14 protein-coding genes and 1 pseudogene are annotated in these 24,736 nt (G+C 73.3%); 8 read left to right on the top strand and 7 right to left on the bottom strand.

What is annotated here, in order from left to right; all coding sequences use genetic code 11:
* Positions 1 to 40: 40 nt before the first annotated feature.
* A complete protein-coding gene (locus tag ACFC8N_RS13275) occupies positions 41 to 7,864 on the bottom strand; it encodes a beta-ketoacyl synthase N-terminal-like domain-containing protein (RefSeq protein WP_376288161.1) in 7,824 nt (2,607 codons plus the stop codon).
* A gap of 168 nt (positions 7,865 to 8,032) precedes the next feature.
* Here ACFC8N_RS13275 and ACFC8N_RS13280 point away from each other — a divergent pair, with 168 nt between their 5' ends.
* The 4 genes and pseudogenes from ACFC8N_RS13280 to ACFC8N_RS13295 all read left to right on the top strand — a co-directional run bounded on the left by ACFC8N_RS13280 (position 8,033) and on the right by ACFC8N_RS13295 (position 10,143).
* On the top strand, positions 8,033 to 8,419 hold the full coding sequence (locus ACFC8N_RS13280) for a (2Fe-2S) ferredoxin domain-containing protein (protein ID WP_376288162.1): 387 nt from the start codon (positions 8,033 to 8,035) through the stop codon (positions 8,417 to 8,419).
* 30 nt (positions 8,420 to 8,449) lie between these two features.
* Positions 8,450 to 8,590, top strand: a pseudogene (locus ACFC8N_RS13285) (acyl-CoA dehydrogenase family protein); the annotation flags it as partial.
* Positions 8,587 to 9,684, top strand: a complete 1,098-nt coding sequence (locus tag ACFC8N_RS13290) for an enoyl-CoA hydratase/isomerase family protein (protein ID WP_376288163.1) — start codon at positions 8,587 to 8,589, stop codon at positions 9,682 to 9,684. The pseudogene ACFC8N_RS13285 and the gene ACFC8N_RS13290, both read left to right, overlap by 4 nt.
* 174 nt (positions 9,685 to 9,858) lie before the next feature.
* Positions 9,859 to 10,143 carry a hypothetical protein gene (locus ACFC8N_RS13295; RefSeq protein WP_362820081.1) on the top strand — a complete coding sequence of 95 codons (285 nt, stop codon included), beginning with the start codon at positions 9,859 to 9,861 and terminating at the stop codon, positions 10,141 to 10,143.
* On the opposite strand, the gene ACFC8N_RS13300 is transcribed toward ACFC8N_RS13295, so the two are convergent.
* A complete protein-coding gene (locus tag ACFC8N_RS13300) occupies positions 10,133 to 11,392 on the bottom strand; it encodes a glycoside hydrolase family 88 protein (protein ID WP_376288164.1) in 1,260 nt (419 codons plus the stop codon). The two genes, ACFC8N_RS13295 and ACFC8N_RS13300, sit on opposite strands and share 11 nt — an antisense overlap.
* Positions 11,393 to 11,567: 175 nt before the next feature.
* Between ACFC8N_RS13300 and ACFC8N_RS13305 the strand changes: the two genes are divergently transcribed.
* The 4 genes from ACFC8N_RS13305 (at position 11,568) to ACFC8N_RS13320 (ending at position 17,596) form a co-directional block, all read left to right on the top strand.
* Complete coding sequence (locus ACFC8N_RS13305) at positions 11,568 to 12,332, top strand: hypothetical protein (RefSeq protein ID WP_376288165.1); 765 nt, start codon at positions 11,568 to 11,570, stop codon at positions 12,330 to 12,332.
* A gap of 146 nt (positions 12,333 to 12,478) precedes the next feature.
* Complete coding sequence (locus ACFC8N_RS13310) at positions 12,479 to 13,483, top strand: ABC transporter ATP-binding protein (RefSeq protein ID WP_376288166.1); 1,005 nt, start codon at positions 12,479 to 12,481, stop codon at positions 13,481 to 13,483.
* Positions 13,480 to 14,841, top strand: a complete 1,362-nt coding sequence (locus ACFC8N_RS13315) for an ABC transporter permease (protein WP_356024217.1) — start codon at positions 13,480 to 13,482, stop codon at positions 14,839 to 14,841. The genes ACFC8N_RS13310 and ACFC8N_RS13315 overlap by 4 nt, the downstream gene beginning before the upstream one ends.
* Positions 14,842 to 14,845: 4 nt before the next feature.
* Positions 14,846 to 17,596, top strand: coding sequence for an alkaline phosphatase family protein (locus ACFC8N_RS13320; protein ID WP_376288167.1), 2,751 nt, complete (start codon positions 14,846 to 14,848; stop codon positions 17,594 to 17,596).
* A gap of 78 nt (positions 17,597 to 17,674) precedes the next feature.
* Here the strand turns inward: ACFC8N_RS13320 and ACFC8N_RS13325 are convergent, their stop codons facing one another.
* The 5 genes from ACFC8N_RS13325 to ACFC8N_RS13345 all read right to left on the bottom strand — a co-directional run bounded on the left by ACFC8N_RS13325 (position 17,675) and on the right by ACFC8N_RS13345 (position 24,734).
* Positions 17,675 to 19,387: a carbohydrate binding domain-containing protein gene (locus tag ACFC8N_RS13325; RefSeq protein WP_376288168.1), complete on the bottom strand. Its 1,713-nt coding sequence runs from the start codon at positions 19,385 to 19,387 to the stop codon at positions 17,675 to 17,677.
* A gap of 154 nt (positions 19,388 to 19,541) precedes the next feature.
* Positions 19,542 to 21,206 carry an allantoin permease gene (locus tag ACFC8N_RS13330; RefSeq protein WP_356024224.1) on the bottom strand — a complete coding sequence of 555 codons (1,665 nt, stop codon included), beginning with the start codon at positions 21,204 to 21,206 and terminating at the stop codon, positions 19,542 to 19,544.
* Between the two features lie 123 nt (positions 21,207 to 21,329).
* A complete protein-coding gene (locus tag ACFC8N_RS13335) occupies positions 21,330 to 22,337 on the bottom strand; it encodes an isopenicillin N synthase family dioxygenase (RefSeq protein WP_376288169.1) in 1,008 nt (335 codons plus the stop codon).
* Positions 22,338 to 22,383: 46 nt separating this feature from the next.
* Complete coding sequence (locus ACFC8N_RS13340; protein WP_362820072.1) at positions 22,384 to 23,871, bottom strand: AMP-binding protein; 1,488 nt, start codon at positions 23,869 to 23,871, stop codon at positions 22,384 to 22,386.
* Complete coding sequence (locus tag ACFC8N_RS13345) at positions 23,868 to 24,734, bottom strand: alpha/beta fold hydrolase (RefSeq protein ID WP_376288170.1); 867 nt, start codon at positions 24,732 to 24,734, stop codon at positions 23,868 to 23,870. The genes ACFC8N_RS13340 and ACFC8N_RS13345 overlap by 4 nt, the downstream gene beginning before the upstream one ends.
* Positions 24,735 to 24,736: the final 2 nt, after the last annotated feature.

Consider the following 24,736-nt stretch of genomic DNA (forward strand, 5'->3'; position numbering starts at 1 on the left):
GTTTCCATGTCCGGTTGCCTGTCCGCGGTCACCCGGCCGGTCACTCGGCCGGCCGGCCGGTCAGCCAGGCGCGGATCGCCGCGGCCGTGCCGTCGGCGTCGCGGTGCAGCGCGGAGTAGTGGTCGCCGGGGAGGTCCGCGCTGTCGTGGGGGAGCGGCCAGTGCGGCCGCCAGTCCGCGTCGGGATCGATCCGCCGCATCTGCGCGGTGGGGCGGCCGCGGAGCAGCAGGGCCGGGACCGGTGACGGCTCGGGCCGCCAGTTCTCCAGGACGCGGGCGTAGCCGCCCCCGGTGATCAGCACCGAGTCGTCCAGCAGGTCCACCAGTTCGTCCGGCAGATCGGCACCGGCCGACACCAGCGCCAGCCCGCGCGGGTCGTCGCGGCGCAGCAGTCCCGCGTGGGAGTCGATCAGGATCACACCGGCCGGCGGATGTCCCGCCCGCGCGAGCTCCCTGGCCACGGCATGGGCGACGGCGCCGCCCGCGCAGTAGCCGACGAGGACGGGGGCCGTGCCGAGGGGCAGGGACCGTACGGTGTCGGCGTGCGTGCGCGCCAGCGTGGCCATGCCGTCCGGGACGGCCCGGTGGGGCGCGCCGAAGCCGGGATGCTCCAGCAGGAACAGGTCGCGTTCGCCGTCGAACCGGTCGGCCAGCGCGGTGGGCACGCGGTGCGACGGGGTGAGGTAGTCGGGGATGTACACCAGCGGGGTGCCGCTGCCCCGCGCGAGCCGGACCGGCGGGACCGTGTGCCGGGCCCGTTCGGCCTCGGCGAACGCGGGCAGGGCGTACGACGCGAGGTAGCGCAGCCCCATCGCCTCCAACGGTCCCTTCTCGCACAGCACTTGGTGATACAGACGGCTGAAGCGGTACGACGTCCCGGCACCGGCGGAGGGGCCGACACCAGTCGCGGGGGATCCGGTGTCCGCCCGCGGCAGCCCGCCCGCCTCGGCCAGCGCGGCATGGACGTGCGCCGCCAGCTCGGCCGGGGTGGGATGCTCCAGCACGGCGGTCGGGGACAGCCGTACGCGGGTGAACGCACTGATCCGGTTGCGTAGTTGGACGGCGGTGAGGGAGTCGAAGCCCAGCTCGGTGAAGGCCCGGTCGGAGGGGAGCGCGGCCGGGTCCGGGAAGCCCAGGACCGCGGCGACCTCGACCCGGATCAACTGGGCCAACGCCGCCTCCCGTTCGCCCGCGGCGACGGCCGCGAGCCGCTCGCGCCACGCGCCCGGCGCCTGCGTCACGGCTCCGACGGCGGCCGGTACGCCGGTGGCCGCCTCCCCACTGCGGCTCGCCGGATGCGGCAGCAGGTCCGCGAGGACGGCCGGTGTGCCCGGGGCGCCGCCCGCCGCCGTGAGGTCCAGCGGGACCGGCACCAGCACCGGTTCCGCACGGCGCAGCGCACTGTCGAGAAGAGCGGTGCCCTCCTGCTCGGTGACGGGCAGGACGACGCCGTCGTCGAGGCGTTCGGGCGCGACACGGCCCGCCATGCCCGCGCCGCCCGCGACGGACCAGGGGCCCCAGGCGAGCGCCTGTGCGGGCAGTCCCCGGGCCACCCGGTGCCGGGCGAGGGCGTCGAGGAACCCGTTCGCCGCCGCGTAGTTGGACTGGCCCGGCCGGCCGAGCACACCGGCGGCCGACGAGTACAGCACGAACGCGGACAGGGCGAGGTCCCGCGTCGCCTCGTGCAGGTGCCAGGCACCGTCCGCCTTCGGCCCGAGCACGGCCGCGAGCCGCTCACCGGTCATGGCGTCGAGCACGCCGTCGTCCACCACCCCGGCCAGATGGAAGACCGCGGTCGGCGCCGGGCGGCAGGAGGCGACCAGTGCGGCGACGGCGGCACGGTCGCTCACGTCGCAGGCCGCCCCGCGCACCGTGGCCGCCAGGCCGTCCGCCCAGTCCGGGACCCGGCCGCCGCGGCTGACCAGCAGCAACTGACGGACACCACGTTCGGCGACCAGATACCGGGCCAGGCTCGCACCGAGCGCACCGGTGCCGCCGGTGACGAGCACGGTGCCCGCGGGATCCAGCGCGGGTGGCTCGGCGGCGGGCGGGTCCGCGAGGGCGAGCCGGGGCGCGCGCAGGACACCGTCGCGCAGGGCCACCTGGGGTTCACCGCACCGCAGCACCGCCTCGACCGTCGCCGGGGCGGGCGCAGTTCCCAGTCCGTCGGCCAGCACGATCCGGCCCGGGTGCTCGGACTGGGCGCTGCGCACGAGCCCGGCGACGGCGGCCTCGGCGAGGTCGGGATCGTCACCGGTCGCGTTGCGCGTGAGGACCAGCAGACAGCCCGGCCGGACGTCGCAGGCCCAGTCGCGCAGCCGTTCCAGTACGGCGGTGAGCAGGCCGCGCACCCGGTCCGGGACCGGCAGGTCGGCCGGCAGCGTCGCGGCCAGGGCCGGCACGTCCAGCACCTCGTGCCCGGGAACGGCGTCGTGGACCGGGGTCGTGGGCCGCCAGGCGAGTCGGTAGGTCCCGGCGGCGGCCCGGGGCGGCGCCGGGAGCGAGCGGGTGACCACGGACTCCACGGCGGCGACGGGGCGGCCGGCCGGGTCGGTCAGGGTGAGCCGGAACTCGTCCGGGCCCAGCCTCCGTACCGCGGCACGAGCGGTGTGGGCGCCGGGCACGTACACCGTCAGGCCGGTGCAGGCCATCGGCACCCGCGGCGCGCTCGGCCGCCCGCCCGGCTCCGCGGCCAGCAGCGCGGAGTGCAGCGCCGCGTCGAGGAGGGCGGGGTGCAGCGTGTACGCGCCGGCGGTCGCCGCTTCCCCGGGCGACAGGGACAGTTCGGCGAAGACCTCCTCGTCCCGGCGCCACAGCGCGGTCACCGCGCGGAACGCGGGTCCGTAGCGCAGGCCGTGCGAGGCGAGCCGCGGGTAGCCGACCGGGACCGGCACGGCGCCCGGGGGCGGCCAGGCCTCCGGCGCCGCACCGATGGGCGCCGCACCGATGGGAGTCGGACCGGTGGGCGCCGTACCCGCGGGCGTCGGATCCGCGGTGGTGAGCGTCGCGGTCGCGTGCCGGGTCCACGGCCCGGGCGTCTCGGCCGTACGGGCCCAGACGGTGACCGGGCGCCCGCCCGTCCCGTCCGCCGCCCCGGCCACCACCTGCACCTGCGTCGGCTCCGCCGGGGACAGCACGAGCGGCTCGTGGAGGGCCAGTTCGGCGAGCCGGACGGCGCCGGACGCACCGGCCGCCCGCGCGGCCAGCTCGGCGAAGAGCGTCGCAGGCGCCAGCACCCGGCCGCCGATCACGTGGTCGGCGAGCCAGGGGTGGCGGCTGGTGGACAGCGCGGCGGTGTGCCGGATGCCGGGTCCGTCGGCGTCGGGCTGCGGCCGCCCGAGCAGCGGATGCCCGGCCGGGGCCGGCTGCCGGACGGCGTTCAGCCAGTAACGCTGCCGCTGGAAGGGATAGGTGGGCAGCGGACGGCGCCGGGCACCGCTGTCCGCGTACACCGACGGCCAGTCGACCGCGACCCCGTGCACATGCAGGGCGGCCAGCGCCTCAAGTACCGTGCGCGGATCAGCACATGACGCGAACACCGCACCCGTGCCCGGTTCCACGCACTCCTCGGCCGCCGCGCTGAGCGCCGGGGAGGGTCCGGCCTCGACGAACGCGGTGACGCCGTCGTCCGCCAGCCGGCCGACCGCGTCGGCGAACCGGACCGTCTCACGCGCCTGCCGTACCCAGTACTCGGGGGTGGTGAGCGCGTCCGGCTCGGGACGGCCGGTGAGCGTGGACACCACCGGGACGGACGGGCGGTGGTACGTCACGGACTCGGCGACCGCGCGGAACGCGGCCAGCATCGGGTCCAGCAGCGGCGAGTGGAAGGCGTGGCTCACCGGCAGCCGTCGCGCCGGCCGGCCGAGGGCGGCGGCGAGCTCCGTCACCGCGTCCTCGTCGCCGGAGAGCACGACCGACGTCGGTCCGTTGACCGCCGAGACCGCGACCCGGCCGCCTGTCCGGCCGAGGAGGTGCGTCACCTCGGCGAGCGGCGCTCGCACCGCGACCATCGCGCCGCCGGGCGGCAGGGCGGCCATCAGCCGGCCGCGGGCGGCGACGAGGCGTACCGCGTCGGCGCGCGAGAACACACCGGCGAGGTGCGCGGCGGCCAGCTCGCCGACGGAGTGGCCGGCCAACCGGTCCGGTCGTACGCCGAAGTCGGCCAGCAGCGTGTGCAGGGCGACCTCGAAGGCGAACAGGGCGGGTTGCGCGTAGTCGGTGCGGTGCAGCAGGCCGTCGTCGGGTGCGTCGATCACCGCCGGCAGCGGCCGGTCGAGCAACGGCGTGAAGGCGTCGCAGAGTTCGCCGAACGCCGCGTCGAAGACGGGGAACGCGGCACACAATGCACGGCCCATTCCAGGGCGTTGAGCGCCCTGGCCCGCGCAGAGCAGCGCCACCTTCGGCCGGGTCCGCGCGGTGCCCCGCAGCAGCGGGGCACCGTCGGCGCCGTCCGCGAGATCCCGCAGCCCGGCGAGCAGGCCCTCGGGGCTGTCGGCGAGGACGGCCGCGCGGTGGGAGAGCGGGGCCCTGGTGGTCGCGAGCGAGTACGCCACGTCCAGCGCGGCGGACTCGCTCGTCACGTCGGCCGACGCGGCCGCCAGCCGGGCGGCATGGGCCCGCAGCCCGGCCTCGTCACCGCCGCCGACCAGCCAGGGCGTCACCGGCAGCCGCCCCCCGGGCGTCGGCGCGGAGGTCTGCGAACTCCCCTCCGCCGCCTCCTCGATGATGACGTGGGCGTTGGTCCCGCCGATGCCGAACGACGACACGGCCGCCCGGCGCGGCCGCTCACGGCGCGGCCAGGGGCGCGCCCGGTCGAGCAGCCGCACCGCCCCGGCCGACCAGTCGACGTGCGGGGACGGCCGCTCCGCGTACAGCGAGGCGGGCAGCACACCGTGGCGCATCGCCTCGATCATCTTGATCAGGCCCGCGATGCCCGCCGCGGCCTGGGTGTGTCCGAGGTTCGACTTGACCGAGCCCAGCCACAGCGGGTCGGCCGGATCACGGCCTTGGCCGTAGGTGGCCAGGAGCGCGCCGGCCTCGATCGGGTCGCCGAGGGCGGTCCCCGTGCCGTGCCCCTCGACGGCGTCGACGTCGGCGGCCCGCAGTCCCGCGTCGGCCAGGGCCAGCCGGATCAGCTCCCGCTGTGCCGCACCGCTCGGGGCGGTCAGGCCGTTGGACGCGCCGTCCGAGTTCACGGCCGATCCGCGCAGCACCGCCAGCACTGGATGACCGTTGCGCCGGGCGTCCGACAGCTTCTCCAGCAGCACCAGGCCGACGCCCTCGCCCCACGCCGTACCGTCGGCGCCCGCGGCGAACGACCGGCACCGCCCGTCCGGCGACAGCCCGCGCTGACGGCTGAACGCGATGAACGGCTGCGGGCTCGACAGCACTGTCACCCCGCCCGCCAGCGCGAGCGTGCACTCCCCGGCCCGCAGCGACGCGGCGGCCAGGTCCAGCGCGACCAGCGAGGACGAACAGGCGGTGTCCAGGGTGAGCACCGGCCCGTGCAGCCCGAGGGCATACGCGATCCGGCCGGAGGCCACACTGCCCGACGAACCGATGCCGATGTGCGACTCCAGCTCGTGCGGCGAGACGCCGGTGCCGTAGCCGACGTGCATCAGTCCGACGAAGACCCCGGTGCTGCTCCCGCGCAGCGCCGGCGCCGGAATGCCTGCCCGCTCCAGCGTCTCCCAGGCGACCTCCAGCAGCAGGCGCTGCTGTGGATCGGTGGCCAGGGCCTCGCGGGGCGACATGCCGAAGAAGAGCGGGTCGAAGTCCGCCACGTCGTCGAGGAACCCGCCCCGGCGGACGTACGTCGTCCCCAGCCGGTCGGGGTCGGGATGGTACAGCGAGGCGAGGTCCCAGCCCCGGTCGGCGGGGAAGTCGCCGGTGGCGTCGACGCCTTCGGCCGCCAGACGCCACAGGTCCTCGGGGGAGGACACCCCGCCCGGGAAGCGGCAGCCGACGGCCACGATCGCGACCGGCTCGGCCTGCGGACCGCGCCGCGCGACCGGGCCGGCGGACTCGGGCTCCGGCGCGCTGTGCAGCCGGGCGTCCAGGTGGGCCGCCACGGCGGCCGGGTTCGGATGGTCCCAGACCAGCGTCGCCGCCAGCCGCAGGCCGGTGCGCACGCTGAGGCGGTGCCACAGGGTCATCGCGTCCATCGAGGTCAGGCCGAGGTCGGCGAACGCGGTGCCGGGCGCGGCGGCCGCCCCCCGCATCGCCGCGATCTCCGCGCACACCAGGTCAATCAGGACGGCCCGCCGTTCGCCGGGCGTGCGACCGGCCAGCCGCGCGAGCGTCGGCTCGGCCGGCCGCCCGGCCAGCGCCTCACGCAGCAGGGCCCGGCGCGGCTTGCCCGCGGCGGTGCGCGGCACGGCCGGTGTGAACAGGACCTCCTCGGGCACCTTGTGCGCCGACAGCACCGCGGCGCAGGCCCGCAGGAGCGCCGCCGTGTCGAGGTCGGGCCGCGCGGGCACCACGAACGCCACCGGCACCTCGCCGAGCAGCGTATGGGCCCGCGCCACCACGGCCGCGTCCCGCACCCCGGGCAGAGCGCGCAGCACCTGCTCGACCTCGGCCGGGTCCACGTTCTCACCGCCGCGCACGATACGGTCGTTCACCCGGCCGGTGACGGTCAGCGCGCCGTGCTCGCCGAACCGGCCCAGATCGCCGGTGCGGTACCAGCCGTCGCGCAGGGCACGGGCGCTCTCCTCGGGCCGGCGGTGATAGCCGAGCATGACGCCGGGCCCGCGCACCCAGATCTCCCCCTCGCCGGTGTCCCGCCCGGTCCGCGGATCGACGATGCGGACGTCCGTCCCGGGCAGCGGCGCCCCGCTGCCGCCGGGCACCCTCGGCCCGTCCGGCGCCTCCATCGCGATCTTGCCGCAGGTCTCGGTGCTGCCGTAGCCGTCCAGGAGCGGCGCACCGAGGCCCGCCGCGACCTGCTCGCGCAGCTCCGGATCGCTCGGCGCACCGGCGGTGACGCACCACCGCAGCGAGGGCACCGTGCCCAGGCCCGCGTCCAGCAACTGCCGGTACGTGAGGGGCACACCGCCGAGGACGGTGGGCGCGAACTCACCCACCAGCCCGACCAGCGCGGCCGGTTCGGACACCGAGGTGATCCGCGCGCTCGCCCCGGCAGCGATGGTGCCGAGGACACAGAACGAGTGCGCGTAGGTGTGCGCGAGCGGCAGCGGCCACAGCACCCGGTCCGTCGCGGACAGGCCGAGCCGCGGCAGATAGCAGGCGACCGACGACCACAGCGCGGACCGCTGGCTGGACACCGCGGCCCTGGCGGAGCCGGAGGTGCCGGACGTGTAGAGCAGCCAGGCCGGCTCGTCGAGGCCGAGGTCGTCGCGCGGCGCGGGCGACCCCACGGCGGCCGGGTCCGCGCCGGGTGCCGTGGCCGGTACGCCGGCGGCCAGGCCCTCGAAGCCCACGGCCCCTTCCGGCAGCGGGCCCTCGCCGGTCACCACCAGCCGGATGGGGCGCCCGGCCGTCAGCGGGGCCAGCCGGGGCAGGTTCCGCCGGTCGGTGACCAGCACGGCCGGATCGCAGTCGGCCAGCAGCTCGGCGAGTTCGGCATCGGTGCCGCGCGGACCCAGCGGCACCCCCACCGCGGCGGCACGCACCGTCGCGAGCAGCCCCTCGACCAGCTCCACGCTGTTGTCGAGGCAGAACGCCACCCTCGCACCGCGGTCCACCCCAAGCCGGGCCGCCAACCCGGCGGTCCTGCACTCCAGTTCGGCCCAGCCCACCCGGCGCCGGTCGTCGGCGAACGCCAGCCTGCCGCCATGGCGCCGCGCGTTCTGCGCGAGCAACTCGGGGACGGGCCGCACCTCGAACGCCTCCGCCGTATCCACCTGGCTTCTCCCTCGCTCCAACACCCGCTCCGTGTCGGCCTGTTGATGAGCCTACGGCGCTCACCGGCAGGTCAGCGGCAGCGGCTCGCTGGGGCGCCGGCGGGAGAGATGAAAAGATGGCCGCTCAGGGACACCGGGGCGGATCTCCCCGGGAGGGGAGCGGACGGCATGCCGGAGCGGCGGACGGAAGAAGGACCCGGGAGCGGGCGGGCGACGGCACCGTGCCGGGTCGTCGTGTGCCGGGACTGCTGCTGCGGCACCCGCAAGGTGCCCGGCGTCGACCATGCCGCCCAGACCGCGAGGCTGCGCGCCGCGGTGCCCGTGCGTGTCTCCGACTGCCTCGACGCGTGCGACCAGGCCAACGTCATCGTCGTACAGCCCTCCGCCGCCGCCCGGGCCGGCGGCGCGCGGCCGGTCTGGCTGGGGCTGGTCAACGATCCGGACGCGACCGAGGACATCATCGACTGGGTCCGCGCGGGCGGCCCGGGCGTGGCCGCCCCGCCGGACATCCTCGACCTGTACGCCTTCACGCCCCCGGGGCGCCGCGCGGTGTGACCGGCCCGGCGCCGCTCGTGCCGTCGCCCGCTGCACGGGGGGTGCGGGAACCCCGGCGCGCACGGCCTTGAGAAGATCGTCCGAGACCAGCGGGTGCACCGGATTCGGGAAGGAACCAACGAGATCATGCGCGTCACCGTGGCCCATGACCTGACGGAGGTGTCCGGATGACCGGCGCCGCGGGAGCAGCCGTGCCGCACGGCGGCGAACCCGTCCTGTTCCACACCGCCGGCCGGGCCGCCCACATCACCCTGAACCGGCCGAAGGCCCTGAACGCCCTCGACCACGAGATGGTTCGCCGTATCGACGCCGCGCTGACCGCCTGGGAGCGCGACCCGGCGGTGCGGACCGTGGTCCTCACCGGCGCGGGGGAGCGCGGTCTGTGCGCGGGCGGCGACATCCGGGCCATCCACGACGACGCCCGGGACGGCGACGGCACCGCCTCGGCCGCGTTCTGGCGCGACGAGTACCGGCTCAACGCCCGCATCGCCCACTACCCCAAGCCGTACGTCGCCCTCATGGACGGCATCGTGATGGGCGGCGGGGTCGGCCTCTCCGCACACGGCGGCGTCCGGGTCGTCACCGAGCGGTCGCAGGTCGCCATGCCGGAGACCGGCATCGGCTTCGTCCCCGACGTCGGCGGCACCTACCTGCTCGGCCTGGCCCCCGGCGAGCTCGGCACCCACCTCGCCCTGACCGGGGACCGGATCGGCGCCGGTGACGCCCTGCTGTGCGGACTCGCCGACCACTACGTACCCTCCGCGGCACTCGGGGAGCTCGTGGCCGACCTCGCCACCGTGTCCGTGCACGACGCCCTCGCCCGTCACGCACGGCCCGCGCCCCAGGGGGAGTTGGCCGAGCGGCGGGAGTGGATCGACGCCTGCTACCGCGCCGGCACGGTCGAGGAGATCGTGGACCGGCTGCTCGCCCACGGCGACCCGGCGGCCAAGGAGGCGGCCGGAACCCTGCTCGCCAAGTCGCCCACCGCCCTGAAGGTCACCCTGGCCGCGGTGCGCCGCGCCCGGCGGCTCGGCCCGCTGGAGCGGGTGCTCGACCAGGAGTACCGCGTCTCCTGCGCCTGCCTGAGCACCCACGATCTGGTGGAGGGCGTGCGCGCCCAGGTGATCGACAAGGACCGCGACCCCCGCTGGTCCCCGGCGACCCTCGCGGAGGTCACCGACGCCGACGTGGACCGCTTCTTCGCCCCGCTCGGCCCGCGCGAGCTGGGCCTCGCCGGGCCCGGTGAGGCCCTGGAGACCTCGTAGGCGTCCGTTTCCAACGCCCGCTGTTCCGGCGCCGTTCCGTCACGGCCGCCGCCCCCGTCGGCGCGGTCCCGGGAGCGGACGCGGCGCGTCCGGGAACAATCCCGCTGTGTCGCGTGCTGCACCTGGTGACGATGGCCGGGGCCGGAACCGACCGGCGGAGGGAGTGTGGGACCGATGACGACGGCAGCGGACGAACGGCACGAGGGCATCGAGCGGAGCCCCGTGGCCGAGTCCCGTCTCGTGACCATGTGCGGCCGCCGGATCGAGGTACGGCGCCTCAGGCTCGGCCTCGCGGACCGGCCCGTCAGCCGGATCGCCCTGGACGTGGGGGAGGACCGCGGCGGAGTGCCCGGAGTGTGGGCGTCGCTCACCCCGGACGAGGCACGCGGTCTGGCCCGGCTGCTGCTGCGCCAGGCCGGCGCGACGGAACACCCCGCCGACGACCCGTTCAGCCACTGACGCCGGCCGCCGTCGTCGACAGGTCGACGGCCCGGTCGACGTCCTTCGGCTGGAGCACGCGCAGGATGCCCTCCAGCAGGTAGTAGTCGGCGTAGGGCAGCGAGATCTCGATCCCGTCCTCGGCCGGGCGGTTGCGGGTGCAGCGGGCGACCACGGCCTGCGCGCGCGTGGACCTCGTCGTCAGGCAGGTCTCGCAGAGGGCGGTGAGGATCCGCAGCGCGACGTCGCGGTACTCCGGCCTGCCGGTCGCCGTGGACAGGTCGAGCAGACCACAGGCCATGACGGCCCCGGCCGACGCGTCCTTGACGTCATGGGGCTGCTGCGGCGCGCGGTAGTCCCACACCGGCACGTGGTCGGGCGTCAGCGCTCGTGTCGCGAAGTCGGCCAGGCTGCGCGCCGTCGACAGGAACGGCCGGTGGCCGGTGCGGCGGTACATCGTGGTGAAGCCGTAGATCCCCCAGGCCTGCCCGCGCGACCAGCAGGACGAAGGGCTGTAGCCCTGGACCGTGTCCGGTCCGATCGGCGTGCCCGTGTCGGGGTCGAAGTCGAAGACGTGGGGCGTCGAGCCGTCCGGCCGGGGGAAGTACCGCTGCGTCGTTCCGGCGTGCTCCACGGCGACGTTCAGGTACTTCTCGTCCCCCGTCCGCCGGCTGGCGAAGGCCAGCAGGTCGAGGTTCATCAGGGTGTCCATGATCACCCGGCCCGCGTTCTGCGGGGTGTCGAGCGCTCCCCAGGCCCGGATGAAGCGGCCGCGCGGGTTGTAGCGCCGGATCAGCGAGTCGGCCGCCTGTACGGCGCCCGCACTCCAGCTCTCGTCGCCCGTCAGCCGCCACGCGGTGACCCAGGACGGGTAGAAGAGGAAGCCGAGATCGTGGGTCGTGGTGTCGTACCGGCGGGGAGCGAGTCTGCGGGCCCAGTCGAGCGCCAGCGTGCGGAACATGTCGTCCTGGGTGCGCAGGTACGCCATCCACAGCGTCCCCGGCCAGAAACCGCCGACCCAGTCGCCGTTCTGCGAGAAGACCCACTTCTCGAACTTCGTGCCGACCGGGAAGCCGCTCACCCCCGGCGCGACGGCCCGCAGCTTGTGCACCGCGTAGTCGGCGGCCTCGGCGAGCGTGCGGGCGACGGAGGCCGGGGCCGGTTCGGCGGACCTGGCCGCGGCAGCGGACGCGGATGTGGAGGCGGGCGTGGCCTGCGCCGCCGGAGCGACGGCGGCCACGGCGAGCACGGTACGCCGGGAAACGCTCATGACTGTCCTCCAACTCGGCCGACTGGCGGGGACGTTGGGCGAGTCTGGCACGGCGGCCTCGTCGACGTACACCCATGTATGTTCAGTTCATGTGTGTGAACACCCGGATGGGCTGTCACCGGCCTCCCGTAGACTCCCCGATGATCATGCGGGCGGCGACTCGGGGGAGTGCGCGATGGCGGGTGCGTGGCGGAACCGCACGGGAGACGGGCCGAGGCGGCGAAACTATCTGAAGGCCCATCACGCCGCCTGGGCGGTGTTCCATCCCGACTGGATACCCGAACCGCTCGACCCGTCCGTCGAGTGGCTCAAGCGGGTCCGGGTCGCCGCCGGAACCGTCGCCGCCGCCGGTGTCTACACCTTCGTCGAGGGCGGCTTCGCCTTCGAGGAGATGGCGCAGAACCTGCTGATCGCCTCGGGTGTCCTGCTGTTCATCACCCCGCTCACGGTCGGGGTCATGCTCTGGAGATGGCGGCGCGACGGCAGCCTGCGCCCCCTGCGTCCCGCGCTGCTGAGGGCGCTGGGCCTGCTGCTCACCTTCGTCGCGTCCGTCGTCGTGACCGCCCTGCTGCTCCAGAACGGCACCGCGCTGGGCGGCGGCCTGCTGATCATCCCGCTGGGCTTCGTGACGCTGTGGCTGGTCTGGTTCGTGGGCGCCGGTGCCCTGCGGATCACGGGGAACTTCTTCGGTACGGCCGCGGTGCACCGCTGTCTGCCGCCCCTGCTCGCCATCGTCACGACCTGGCTGATGGCCCTGCCCGACCTGTTCACCGGCGACCTGCACGGGCTCGGACTCAGGCTCGGGATCCTGTTCATCCTCGGCGCCCCGGTGACGGTCACCGCCATCGCGCTGTTCGAGATGGCCCGCCTCAAGCGGGACCACGGCATCCGGCTCACCGACCACCCGTCCCGGAGCCGCTACAACAACCCTTACACGTAGGACAGTTGGCACACAGGCCCACCCACGCGGCGCCACCCGGAGCGAGCGTGCCGGTTGGCTTCCGTTCCTCTAGCGTTCAACTGGCGTCCCCTGCCACCGTTGTGTGCCCTCCCTAGCCTCCTTGAGGCTTGTGAAGGAAGGGGCTCATGGACACACTCCTCGCGATCCGGGCGCGTGGCATCACGAAGTGTTTCGGTGAGGTCGTCGCACTCGACGGCGTCGACCTGGACGTGGCGCAAGGTCAGATCCACGGTCTGGTCGGGCCGAACGGGGCCGGCAAGACGACGTTGCTCGGGCTGCTGCTCGGCCTCGCCGTCGCCGACAGCGGCGGCCTCGACATCCTCGGCACACCGGTCGGACGGACCTTCGCGGCACCCGACGGTGTCGCCGGCTTCGTGGACGGGCCGGGCCTGTACCCCTCGCTCACCGCACGCCAGAACCTCGCCGCGCTGGCCGCACTGCGCGGCCAGGACCCGCGGGCGGCCGGCATCGACGACGTACTCGCCCAGGTCGGGCTCACCGATGTCGCCGACGACAAGGCCCGTGGCTTCTCCCTGGGCATGCGCCAGCGACTCGGACTCGCCGCCGCCCTCCTCACCAGGCCCCGGCTGCTCGTGCTGGACGAGCCGTCCAACGGCCTGGACCCGGCCGGAAAGAAGCACGTGCACGGCGTCCTCGACCGGCTCGCGGCGCAGGGGACCAGCGTCGTGCTCTCCAGCCACCGGATGGACGACCTGGAAGCGCTGTGCTCAGAGGTCACCATCCTCGCCACCGGACGGGTCGTCTTCTCCGGCCCGCTGAGCAAGCTGGCCGCCGAGAACCGCGCACTCGACTACCGGCTCGTCACCTCCGACCCGCAGGCCGCGCGCCGGCTCGCGGCGGACGCGCCCGGGATCCGCACCGTCGACGGCGTCGGCGCGCGCCAGGGCACCGAGACACTCGTCGTCCGCGCGCTCGTGCCCGACCTGGACGAGCTCGTGACACGGCTCGTACGGGCGGGCGTCGCGCTGCGCGAACTCGCCCCCGTGGTGTCCCCGCTGGAGGCCGCGTTCCTCGCCCTCACCGAGCAGCAGGAACCGGCCACGGGGCGGCGGGACACCGACACCGCACGGAACACCGCCGACGCCGACCGGCAGGAGGCCGACAGATGACCGCAACTGCCGTCGGCCGTACGCCCGTTGCCGCCGCCCGCGTCACCGTGGCCCGGGGCTACCGCTTCGAACTGGTCAAACTCGTCTCGCAGTGGCGCATCCGGCTGCTGGTCCTCGCCTGCTGGATCGCGCCCGGGCTCTTCGTCGCCGGAGTCGGCCAGCAGAGCACACTGCCCGCCGACACCCTCTTCGGCCGCTGGATGCTCGCCACCGGCTGGGCCGGACCCCTGGTGATCCTGGGCTTCTCGGGCACCTGGGCGCTGCCGCTGCTGACCTCCGTGGTCGCCGGTGACGTGTTCGCCTCCGAGGACCGGCTCGGCACCTGGCGGCATCTGCTGGTCGCCGTCCGCTCGCCCCGCCGGATCTTCGTGGCCAAGGCACTGGCGAGTCTGACCGTCATCGTGCTGCTCGTGGCCGGGCTGGCCGTTTCGAGCACGGTGGGCGGGCTTCTCGCCGTCGGCAACCATCCGCTGGTCGGGCTCGACGACCATCTGCTCGCCCCGGGGGACGCGGCCGGCAAGGTGCTGCTCGCCTGGCTGAGCGTGCTGGCCCCGACCCTGGCGCTGGCCGGCATCGGACTGCTCGGGTCGGTCGTGCTGGGCCGCTCCCCGATGGGACTGCTGCTGCCCGCGGTCGTCGCCCTCGTGATGCAGCTCGCCCAGATGCTGCCGCTGCCCGTCGCCGTCCGGCTCGCCTTGCCCAGCTGGGCGTTCATCTCCTGGAACGGCCTGTTCGCCGACCCGGGCCAGCTCGGCCCGCTGGCCATCGGCATCGCCGTCAGCCTGGTGTGGGCGGTGACGGCGACGGCGATCGCCTATCTGCTGTTCCTGCGGCGCGACTTCACCAACTCCGCCGACGACCGATCGGCGCGCCGCGCGGTCACCGCCGGGCTCCTGCCGATCGCCGGGCTCATCGCCGTCACCGTCGCGGTCGTCGCCGCGCTGACCGGCGCGACCACCGGCTCCGGGATCCGGCAGGACAAGGTGCAGCGCTCACTGGCCACGGCCTTCGCGCACCTCTACCGGATGCAGACCGCGCAGCTCAACCGGCCCGCCGTCACCGAGGCACAACTGGAGTCCTCGGCCGCCTGCACCAAGGGCGACGTCGCGGACGACGCACAAGGGGCCGGCAACGACTGGCGCTGCGTCGTCTCCTGGCACCTGCCCGGCACCCGGACCGTGGGGCAGGCCGTCTACCAGCTCGACATCACCGCCGACGGGCGGTTCGTGGCCGACGGCGACGGACCGAAGGAAGTGAACGGCTACTTCCTGGTGCGCACCTCGACCGGAGACGCGCCCAACCCGCTCTGGCAGTTCGACGGCAATGTCGACCTGCTCTCCACCTCCCCGAAGGGATGACGTCATGCAGATAACGCGCCGACGCCGGCAAGCCGAGAAGGAGTACTTCGTCCTGCTCGGCAGACAAGTCGGCCGCCGGGCGACGCTGCTCACGGCATGCATCACCACGGCGGCCCTGGCCACCGGCACCGCCGTGGCCTCGACACAGCAGTTCGGCAAGGAGCAGGTCGGCCAGGTCACCGACAAGGGCCAGGTCATCTCCAGCGACCAGTACCTCAACCCGTACGGCAGCCGCCTCGTCATCAACGACGGCAAGATCATGTCCTCGACGGTCAGCCCGGACGGCAGCCACCTCGCCGCCGCGGTCACCGACGGAGACGCGGCACTGGTCCTCGTGGACCTCAAGACCGGACAGGTGAAGCAGAAGGTCGGCACCAACGCGGCCGACGACCTGCGCATCAAGAGCGCCGCCGTCGGCCAGGAGGGCCCGGCGTACTCGCCCGACGGCAAGCAGCTGTGGCTGGGCCAGACGGACGGCTACACCAAGTTCACCGTGAACGCCGACGGCACCCTCGCCAACCCGGTGACCGTCTCGATCCCGGCCGACGGCGACAAGCACGCCCTGGCGAGCGCGGCGGTGTTCTCCGCCGACGGCTCCACCGTGTACTCCGCGGTCAACGGGCAGAACCGGGTGGTCGCCATCGACGCGGCGACCGGCGCCGTCAAGCAGAGCTGGTCCGTGGGCAACGCCCCGCGCGGCATGGTCCAGGTCGGCGACAAGCTCTACGTCAGCAACGAGGGCGGCCGCCCGGCGAAGGCCGGCGACACCACGATCAACTCCTACGGCACCCAGGTGCCCGCCAACCCCAGGACCGGTGCCACCACCACCGGCACGGTCAGCGTCATCGACCTGAAGAACGCCTCCGCCGCCGTCGGCACCATCGACGTCGGCCTGCACCCGACGGCCGTGTACGCCAAGAACGGCGCGGTGTTCGTCACCAACACCGCCGACAACAACGTGTCGGTCATCAGCACCAGGAACGACAAGGTCGTCCAGACCATCTCCACCCAGCCCTGGCCGGAGGCCTCGGTCGGCTACGAGCCCAACGCGGTCACCCTCACCGACGACGGGCACCTGCTCGTGACGCTCGGCCGCGCCAACGCGGTCGCCGTCTACCGCTACAACTCCGCGCAGGAGCCGGTTTCCTACGTCGGCCTGCTCCCGACGGACTACTTCCCCTCCGAGATCACCACCGTGGGCAAGACGGTGGTCGTCTCCAACACCCGTGGCATCGACGCCCGCCGCCCCGACAGCGCCGGCCACGCCACCCACGACACCACGTCCAGCCTGACGCGGTTCGCGCTGCCCAGCGACCGGACCATCCGCTCCGAGACCCGCAAGGTCTTCCAGCAGAACGGCTGGACCGCGGGCGCGGTGCGGACGGCGAACAAGCACAGCAAGGCCAGGGCGGTGCCGGTCCCGGCGCGCCTCGGCGACCCCTCGACGATCAAGCACGTCTTCCTCATCGTCAAGGAGAACCGGACCTACGACCAGGTCTACGGCGACATCGCGAAGGGCAACGGCGACCCGTCGCTGACCCAGTTCGGCGAGAACGTGACGCCCAACCAGCACGCGCTGGCCGAGCAGTTCGGGCTCTACGACAACACGTACGACATCGGCACGAACTCGGCCGAGGGCCACAACTGGCTGATGCAGGCCGACAACCCCGAGTACACCGAGTCCTCGGCCGGTGAGTACCAGCGCAGCTACGACACCGAGGACGACGCGCTCGGCCACCAGAAGTCGGGCTTCCTGTGGTCCGGTGCGCAGGCGGCCGGCAAGTCCGTGCGGGACTTCGGCGAGTTCCAGCAGTTCCTGACCAAGCCGTCGGGCGCGAGCTGGCAGAACCTGTACTGCGACGCCAAGAACATGGCCGCGACCGGGCAGGGCACCGCCTACCCGCTGAACTCGTCCTCGCCGATCCCCTCGCTCAACAGCGTCTCGGTGCCCGGCTTCCCGAAGTTCGACACCAGCGTCCCGGACGTGTACCGGCAGCAGATCTGGAAGCAGGACTTCGAGAAGAACGGTCCGGCGAACCTGAACATGTTCTGGCTCTCCAGCGACCACACCGGCGGTCCGGCGAGCCCCGCGGCCCAGGTCGCGGACAACGACCTCGCGACCGGCAAGATCGTCGACGAGATCTCGCACAGCAAGTACTGGAAGGACTCGGCGATCTTCGTCGTCGAGGACGACTCCCAGGCCGGCCTCGACCACGTCGACGGCCACCGCGCGCCCATCCAGATCATCAGCCCCTGGGCCCAGCACGACACGGTCGACAGCCGCTACTACTCGCAGATCACCGTGATCCGCACCATCGAGCAGATCCTCGGGATCCACCCGATGAACCAGAAGGACAGCGCGGCCACCCCGATGCGCGGTGCCTTCACCAGCCACCCGGACGACACGCCGTTCACGGCGCTGCCCAACCGGACCTCGCTGACCGACGGTCTGAGCACCCCGCCGTCCTGCGGCGTGGACACCCCGGCGAAGCAGAACACCAAGGCGGCGCTCGTCCCGGCGACGAAGGTCCCGGCTGACAAGAAGTCGCTCGTGTCCGAGTGGAACACCTGGACGTCGAAGCAGCGGCTGACCGGCCCGAACGCCGTGCCCGACTACGCCAACCCCGAGCAGATGAACCACCTCACCTGGTACGAGACCCACAACTGGAGCACGCCGTACCCCGGCGAGAAGAAGATCTTCGCTCCGAACGACGTACCGGGCGCGTACATCCCGTCCGCGGAGAACGACGGCTGACCCAGCCCCGGACCACGAAAACGTGCGGCGCATCTCTTGTGGGGGGAGAGGTGCGCCGCACGCGTGCAGGGGTGGTGGTCAGCTCAGGGTGAAGTCGTCGGCGTAGACGTCGGACTGGCCGTACCAGCCGTGGACGTAGACGGTGACGGTCGCGCTGCTGCCGGTGGTGAAGGTGACCGACTGCTGGTTCCACGTCGAGCTGTTCGACCACGTGCTGGCGGTGGCGCCGCCGCTGACGCCGATGTAGGCGTACGGGCCCTGGGTCCAACCGCTCAGCGTGTAGCTGTGGTCGGGGGACAGGGTGACGGTCTGGTCGCACTCGCCCGTGCTGCTCGCGCTCGGTGTGACCTGGAGCCCGTGGCTGCCGGAGTGGACCGGGGTCGAGACCACCGAACTGCCGCCCGTGCAGGTCCAGGGGCCGAGACCGCCGGACTCGAAGCCGGCGTTGGCCAGCGAGCCGCCACCGCCACCGCCCCCGCCGGAGGTGACGGTGAGCGTGTACGTCGCGCTGTGGCTGCCACTGGCGGCCGTACCGGTCACGGTGATGGCATAACTGCCCGCCGCCACAGATGAGTTGACCGCCGCCGTCAGGGTCGACGTGCTGCCGGAGCTGACCGACGCCGGGCTGAAGGAGACGCTGACGCCGGAGGGCGCGCCGGTGGCGGAGAGGCCGACGGACTCGGCGCTGCCGGAGGTGACGGCCGTGTTCACGGTGGCGGTGGCCGAACCGCCCTGGGCGGCCGAGGCGGAGCCGGGTGACAGGGAGAGCGAGAAGTCGCTGCCCGTGGTGCCGCCTCCACCGCCCGAAGTGCCCTCGTACGGTACGAAAGCGTCCGTGAAGGCGAGGCTGTTCTGGCTGATCTCGCTGCACGTGGGCAGGGAGTTGGCGCTTCCGCCGCACGGCTGGTCGCGGGTCACCGCCCAGAACGCGAGGCGTCCGACGCCGTTCTGCGCGGCGAAGTTCTCCACCGTCTGCGCGTCCGCCGGGGTGAACGTGGAGCCGTCGTCGTTCTTGCCGATCATCGGGGTGATGCCGAGGTTGGCGTACGTGTAGCCGGAGTCGACGGACTGCATCTGCGCCAGCGTGGCCTTGGCGGCGTCGACGGCGCCCTGGCCCATCTCGGTGCCGGTGCCCGCGTAGTAGTCCATGGCCATGATGTTGACCACGTCGATCTTGATGCCCGCGTTCTTGGCGGCCTTGAGGATGTTGACGCCGTCGCCCGTGAGCCCGCTGGTCAGCACCGGCAGGGTCATGGAGAACCGGAGGTTCGGGTTGGCCGCCTTGAGGTCCTTCATCGCCTGCATCTGCCGGGCCGCCGCCGCGGTGTCCGCGACCGCGGCGCCCTCGACGTCGAAGTCCAGCTGGGTGACGCCGTAGTCGTCGATGATGGCCTGGTATCCGGCGTCGATGCTGCTCTGTGTGGAGCAGGTCCAGGCGAGCGGCTCACCGCTCGCCCCGCCGGAGGAGATGATGACCGACGCGCCCTCGGACTTGGCCTTGGCGATCTCGGGGTCGGTGTAGGAGTCGTTGCCGATGGGGAGCGTGTCGCCCCAGATCTGGTTGCAGCCCGTGCCGAGCACGAAGGCCGCGGTGTAGGCCTTGAGGCCGTGTCCGGTGACGGCCGTGTCGAGCAGGCCCTCCTGACCGTTCGACATGTCGACATAGGGAGCCACGGAGTAGACGCTGCCCGCCGCGGACGCGGCACTGCCGGCGGGCGCCAGGGCCGTGGCCGCGCCGGTGGCCGCCAGTGCGAGCGCGCAGGCGGAAGCCGCGAATCTTGCCAGGTGCATGACATTGCCCCTTTCGGGGATGACCCTCGGGCGTTCGAGTGATGGGGAGTTGGTACATACCAAACCGCCCGAGAGTGCACCCGTCAAGAGGACTAGACCAAATCAAAACCATCCAGGGTTCTGATGCCCGTTCAGGCGGTGCTCCCCGATCGGCCTACGCGCCGGCCGGCAGCACGTGGTCGCCCGCCTTGTCCGTGCTCAGGCACAGCGAGCACACGACCGCGCCGTGCGCGGTGCACGCCGTCAGGTCCGGGCGCTCGTACGGCTGGTGGCACACGTGGCAGTCGAGGGTGACCGCACTCGGATTGCCGTCCGCGTCGAGCAGCGGCTCGGTGATGCCGTCGTCGGTGCGGCGCAGGTAGTACCTCCCCTTGGTGACGACGGCCGTCACGGGGGTGAGCACGAAGGCGAGCACGGCCGCGGCGACCGGGGAGTACGGCTGGAGGGTGTCGCCCAGCAGATGGAAGTACATCGCGATCGACAGGCCGGAGGCCGCGACGAAGGCCACGACCCCCACGGGGTTGACGGCGTACAGCATGCCGCGACGGAACTCGGGGGTCAGCGGGGACAGCTTCAGCACGTACTTGTTGACGCCGATGTCGGTGGCGACGGTGACCACCCAGGCGATCGCGCAGTTCGAGTAGAAGCCCAGGATGCTGTTGAGGAAGCTGAACATGTCCGCCTCCATCAGCGCCAGCGCGAAGCCCAGGTTGACCAGTACGAAGATCATCCGGCCGGGGTAGTGCCGGGTGACCCGGGTGAAGGAGTTCGTCCACGCCAGCGAACCGGAGTACGCGTTCGTCACGTTGATCTTGATCTGGCTGATCACCACCAGCGCCACGGCCAGCGGGACGACCATCCAGGACGGCATCATCGCGTCGAAGGCGCCGCGGAACTGCTGGATCGGCTCGGTCGCGGCGGCCGGGCCGACCTTCGCGAGGATGTAGACGGCGAGGAAGACGCCGATGGCCTGCTTCAGCGCACCCAGCACCACCCAGCCCGGGCCCGCCATGACGACGGCGGTCCACCACGTGCGCTTGTTCGCCTCGGTCCTCGGCGGCATGAAGCGCAGGTAGTCGATCTGCTCGCCGATCTGCGCGATCAGGGACAGACACACACCGGCGCCGAGCAGCACGGACGCGGTGTCGACCCCGCCGCCGCCGTCGGTGCCGGCGTAGGAGAGGAAGCGGTCGACCGTGCCGGGGTCGGTGGCGATCAGGTAGACCAGCGGGCCGACCATCAGCAGCAGCCAGATCGGGGTCGTCCACACCTGGAGCTTGCTGAGCGCCTTCATGCCGTAGATCACCAGCGGGATGACCATCAGCGTCGCGGCCAAGTAGCCCAGCCACAGCGGCAGTCCGAGGCCCAGCTTCAGGCCCTGGGCCATGATCGAGCCTTCGAGGGCGAAGAAGATGAAGGTGAAGCTGGCGAAGATGACGCTGGTGAGGACCGAGCCGTAGTAGCCGAAGCCGGAGCCGCGGGTGATCAGGTCGAGGTCGATGTTGTAGCGGGCGCCGTAGTAGGCGAGCGGGAGCCCGGTGACGAAGATGACGACGGCGGCCACCGCGATGGCCACGAGCGCGTTGCCGGTGCCGTGGGCCAGGCCGATGCCGGCGCCGATGGAGAAGTCGGCCATGTAGGCGATGCCGCCGAGCGCGGTCGTCGCCACGACCATGGGGGTCCAGCGCCGGTAACTGCGCGGTGCGAAACGGAGGGTGTAGTCCTCCAGTGTCTCCTGGGCGGCCTGCCCGGCGGCATCCTGCGGCGTGGCCGGCTCCGCCGTGGCCGCTGCCGGCGGCCGTGACTCCGTGGTGCTCATGTCGCGCCTCCCGGTGCTGCGTGCGTACGGTCGTGTATACGACCCTGGTCCCACGGCCGGTCACGCTAGAAAGCCGTTGTTACCCCCGCTCCCCGCCCTCGTGAACGCGGCGTTTCCGAGAACTCACCCGCCGCCCGGGGGACTTGCCGCCTGCCGCGCCGCCAGCAGCGGGTTCCGGTACGGGTGCGTCGCGTCGAGCCGGGACGTCAGGTACTCGCCGGCCACCTGGGGGGCGTAGCGGGGCTCGGCACCCGGGACGAGGCAGCTGGGAAGACACGCGATGCGGGCCCGGTAGGGCGGGGTGACGAACAGCGGGATCGAGTACCGGTCCGTGTCCGGCGGGTTGACCACCCGGTGCGGATTCGAGACCCAGCGGTCGTTGGTCCAGATGGCCATCAGATCACCGAGGTTCACCACCAACAGGCCTTCCGGCACCGCCACTTGGATCCAGGTGCCGTCGCGCCGCATGACCTCCAGTCCGCCCACCCCGTCGTCGGCCAGCAGGGTCACCGTGCCGTAGTCGGTGTGCTCCCCGCAGCCGAGCCGGCCGGGGGCGGGCCGCGTGTGCCGCCGCGGCGGATAGTGCAGCAGCCTGAGGTGGTACATCACCTCGCCGCCCTCCATCGTGAGCAGGTGCTCCGCCGGCAGCCCCAGGGCGCGGGCGAGGGTGCGCTGGACCCGTTCGGCGGCCTCGACCGCCTCGGCCCAGTAGGCGCTCCAGGCCTGTCGGAAGCCGGGCAGATCCGGCAGCTGGTTCGGGCCGAAGGTCGGGGTGCCCGCCAGGACTTCGGGGTGGTCGGGGCCGTGCTCGCCGCCGGTGTCCAACCCTTCTTTCAGATCGCCGGTGGTCCCTTCGTCCAGGGTCTCGGCGCCGATGCCGAAGTACCCGCGATGGCAGCTCGACCGGCTGATCGCGAGCGCGTTCTTCGCGGCGTCGGGCAGCGCGAAGAACTCCCGGGCGACCGCGAACATCGCCGCGCGGGTCTCGGGCCGCACCCCGTGACCGGCGGCGAGGAAGAACCCGGTCTCCCGGCAGATGCGGTCCACCTCGGCCGCCACCGCGTCCCGCCCGGGACCCGGCGCCGCCCCGGTGGCGAAACCGCTGATGTCGACAACTGGCAGGCCGGCCATGGGATCTCCAGGAAGTTGGGGGTGGGACGGAGTCACGGTCCGCGTGTCACTCGGGCAGGTGCGGGCGCCGCAGCACCCGGCGCAGGACCTTGCCCGTCGGGCCGCGCGGAAGGCTGCTGACGATCCACGCCTCATGGATCCGTTTGGGCGCGGACACCCGGGCCGCCACGAACGAGACGAGCTCCTGCGGGCTCACCGGCGCGCGCAGGGTGACGAAGGCGACCGGCACCTCACCGGCGCGGGCGTCCGGCCGTCCGACGACGGCGGCCTCGGCCACGGCGGGATGCCTGCCGAGCACCGCCTCCACCTCCGCCGGCGACACCTGGTGCCCCTTGCACTTGATGAGGTCCTTGAGCCGGTCGGTGATCCAGAGATAGCCCTCGTCGTCCACATGGCCGACGTCGCCGGTGCGCAGCCAGCCGTCCGCGCCGAGGACCCGCCGCGTGGCCTCCGGATCGCCGAGGTAGCCGGCCATCAGCCCCGGCCCGGCGATGTGCACCTCGCCCGACGAGCCGGCGGCCGCCTCCCGGCCGTCCCGCACGATCCGGATCCGCACACCGGGCAGGGGCAGTCCGGCCGAGCCGGGCCGGGCACGGCCGTCCACCGGGTTGACCGTGATCATCGGCCCGCCCTCCGTCATGCCGTACCCCTGCGCGACCACGCAGCCGAGCCGCTGCGCACAGGCGCGTTCGAGCTCGGTACCGGCGGCGGCACCGCCCACGTACACGACACGCAGCGCGCTCAGGTCGTACCGGTCCACCAGCGCACTGGTGGCGAGCAGGTCGACGAGCGGAGGCGGGACGATCGTCTGCGTCACCCGGTGGCGGCTGAGCGCGCCGAGGAACGCGGCGGGGGTGAAACGGTCCAGCGTGACCACGGTGGCCCCGGCCGCGAGACCTCGCAGCAGCACTCCGCAGACTCCCATCACATGCGCGAACGGGGCCAGCGCCAGCAGGACGTCGTCGGTGCCGAGCGGCAGTGGACCCGCCGCCTGACGCAGGTTGGCGACCAGGCCGCCATGGGTGAGCACGGCGCACTTCGGCAGGCCCGTCGTGCCGCTGGACAGGACGAGCAGCGCCGGATCACCGGCGCGGACCGTGACGGGTGCCGTGGCGGATTCCGTGGCCCGGCGGTCCGGCAGGTGGTCGAGCACCGGTCCGGCGCCCGCCCGTGCGGCCGCGGCGCGGGCCGACGCCCGCAGCGCGGGCGTCGTGACGACCACAGCGGCACGGCTGAGGGCGAGCTGGCCGGCGAGTTCGTCCTCGGTCGCCCGCGTGCCGCACAGCACCGCGGCGGCGCCCGCCCGCAGCACGGCGAACAGCGCGGGCGCGAAGTCCGGGACATTGGGCAGGTGCAGTGCGACCACGTCACCGCGCCCGACCCCCAGGGCGGAAAGCCCGGCCGCCCCGCGCCGAGCGCGGTCCGCGAGCGCGCGGCCGGTGAGCGGTCCGGTTCCGTCGGCGGCGACGATCGCGGTCCGCCCGTGCGGCGCGGCGCCGAGCACGTGCTGCGCCAGCCCGCCGTCGCCGCTCACGAGGGATCGGTGAAGTGCCTGGTGAGGAAGCGCCGCACCGCCGCCAGGAACGGCTCCCTCTCCTCGACGAAGGCGAAGTGACCGCTGTGTTCGCACACGACCAGTTCCGCCTGCGGCACACCGGCGGCGATCGCCTCCGCCGCCGCGACCGAGCAGACCCGGTCGTCCCGGCCGGCGAACAGCAGCATCGGGCCTTTGACCCGGTCGAGACGGTCCCGCACGTCGATGCCGCCGTAGCCGTTCGCCACGAAGTGCCGCAGTACGGCAGGTGCGTACCGGGTGTCCTTCGTGCGCTCCAGGTACTCCGCGATGCGCGGGTCGGCGGGGTCGGCGAACAGGAAGGGCAGCTGTGCGTCCAGGGCGTCCCGCGCCTCCGCGGGGGTGCGCACCTGGGTGGAGCGTTCCATCGCCGCGCCCACCCGGTCGCGCAGCTCGGCCGGCCGGAACCTCTCCAGCGCCGCGTCGGCGTGCGCGAAGTACGTGACGGACGGCACGGCGGCGCACAGGATGCTCGCGACGTCCGCGGTCGGCTCGTCGACGGCGTGCTGGAGCGCGACGAACGCCCCCAACGAGTGGCCGAGCACGGCGTACTCACCCAGGTCCAGGGCGCGCGCGACCGCGCCCACGTCCGCCGCCAGGCGTTCGAGCGTCCAGCTGTCCTCGGCGGACGAGACCGAACGGCCGTGGCCGCGCTGGTCGATGAACAGCAGGCGGTGGCTGTCGGCGAGCGGGTCCAGGTAGTCACCGAAGGACCCGTGGTCGAGGCCCGCCCCGTGCAGCACGAGTACCGCCGGTCCGCTGCCCCGTTCCACGACATGGAGTGCGGTGTCCCCGATGTCGACCATCGCACCGTCAACGGTCATGG

Origin of the sequence: Streptomyces sp. NPDC055966 (assembly GCF_042269865.1) — a bacterium.
Taxonomy (GTDB): Bacteria; Actinomycetota; Actinomycetes; order Streptomycetales; family Streptomycetaceae; genus Streptomyces.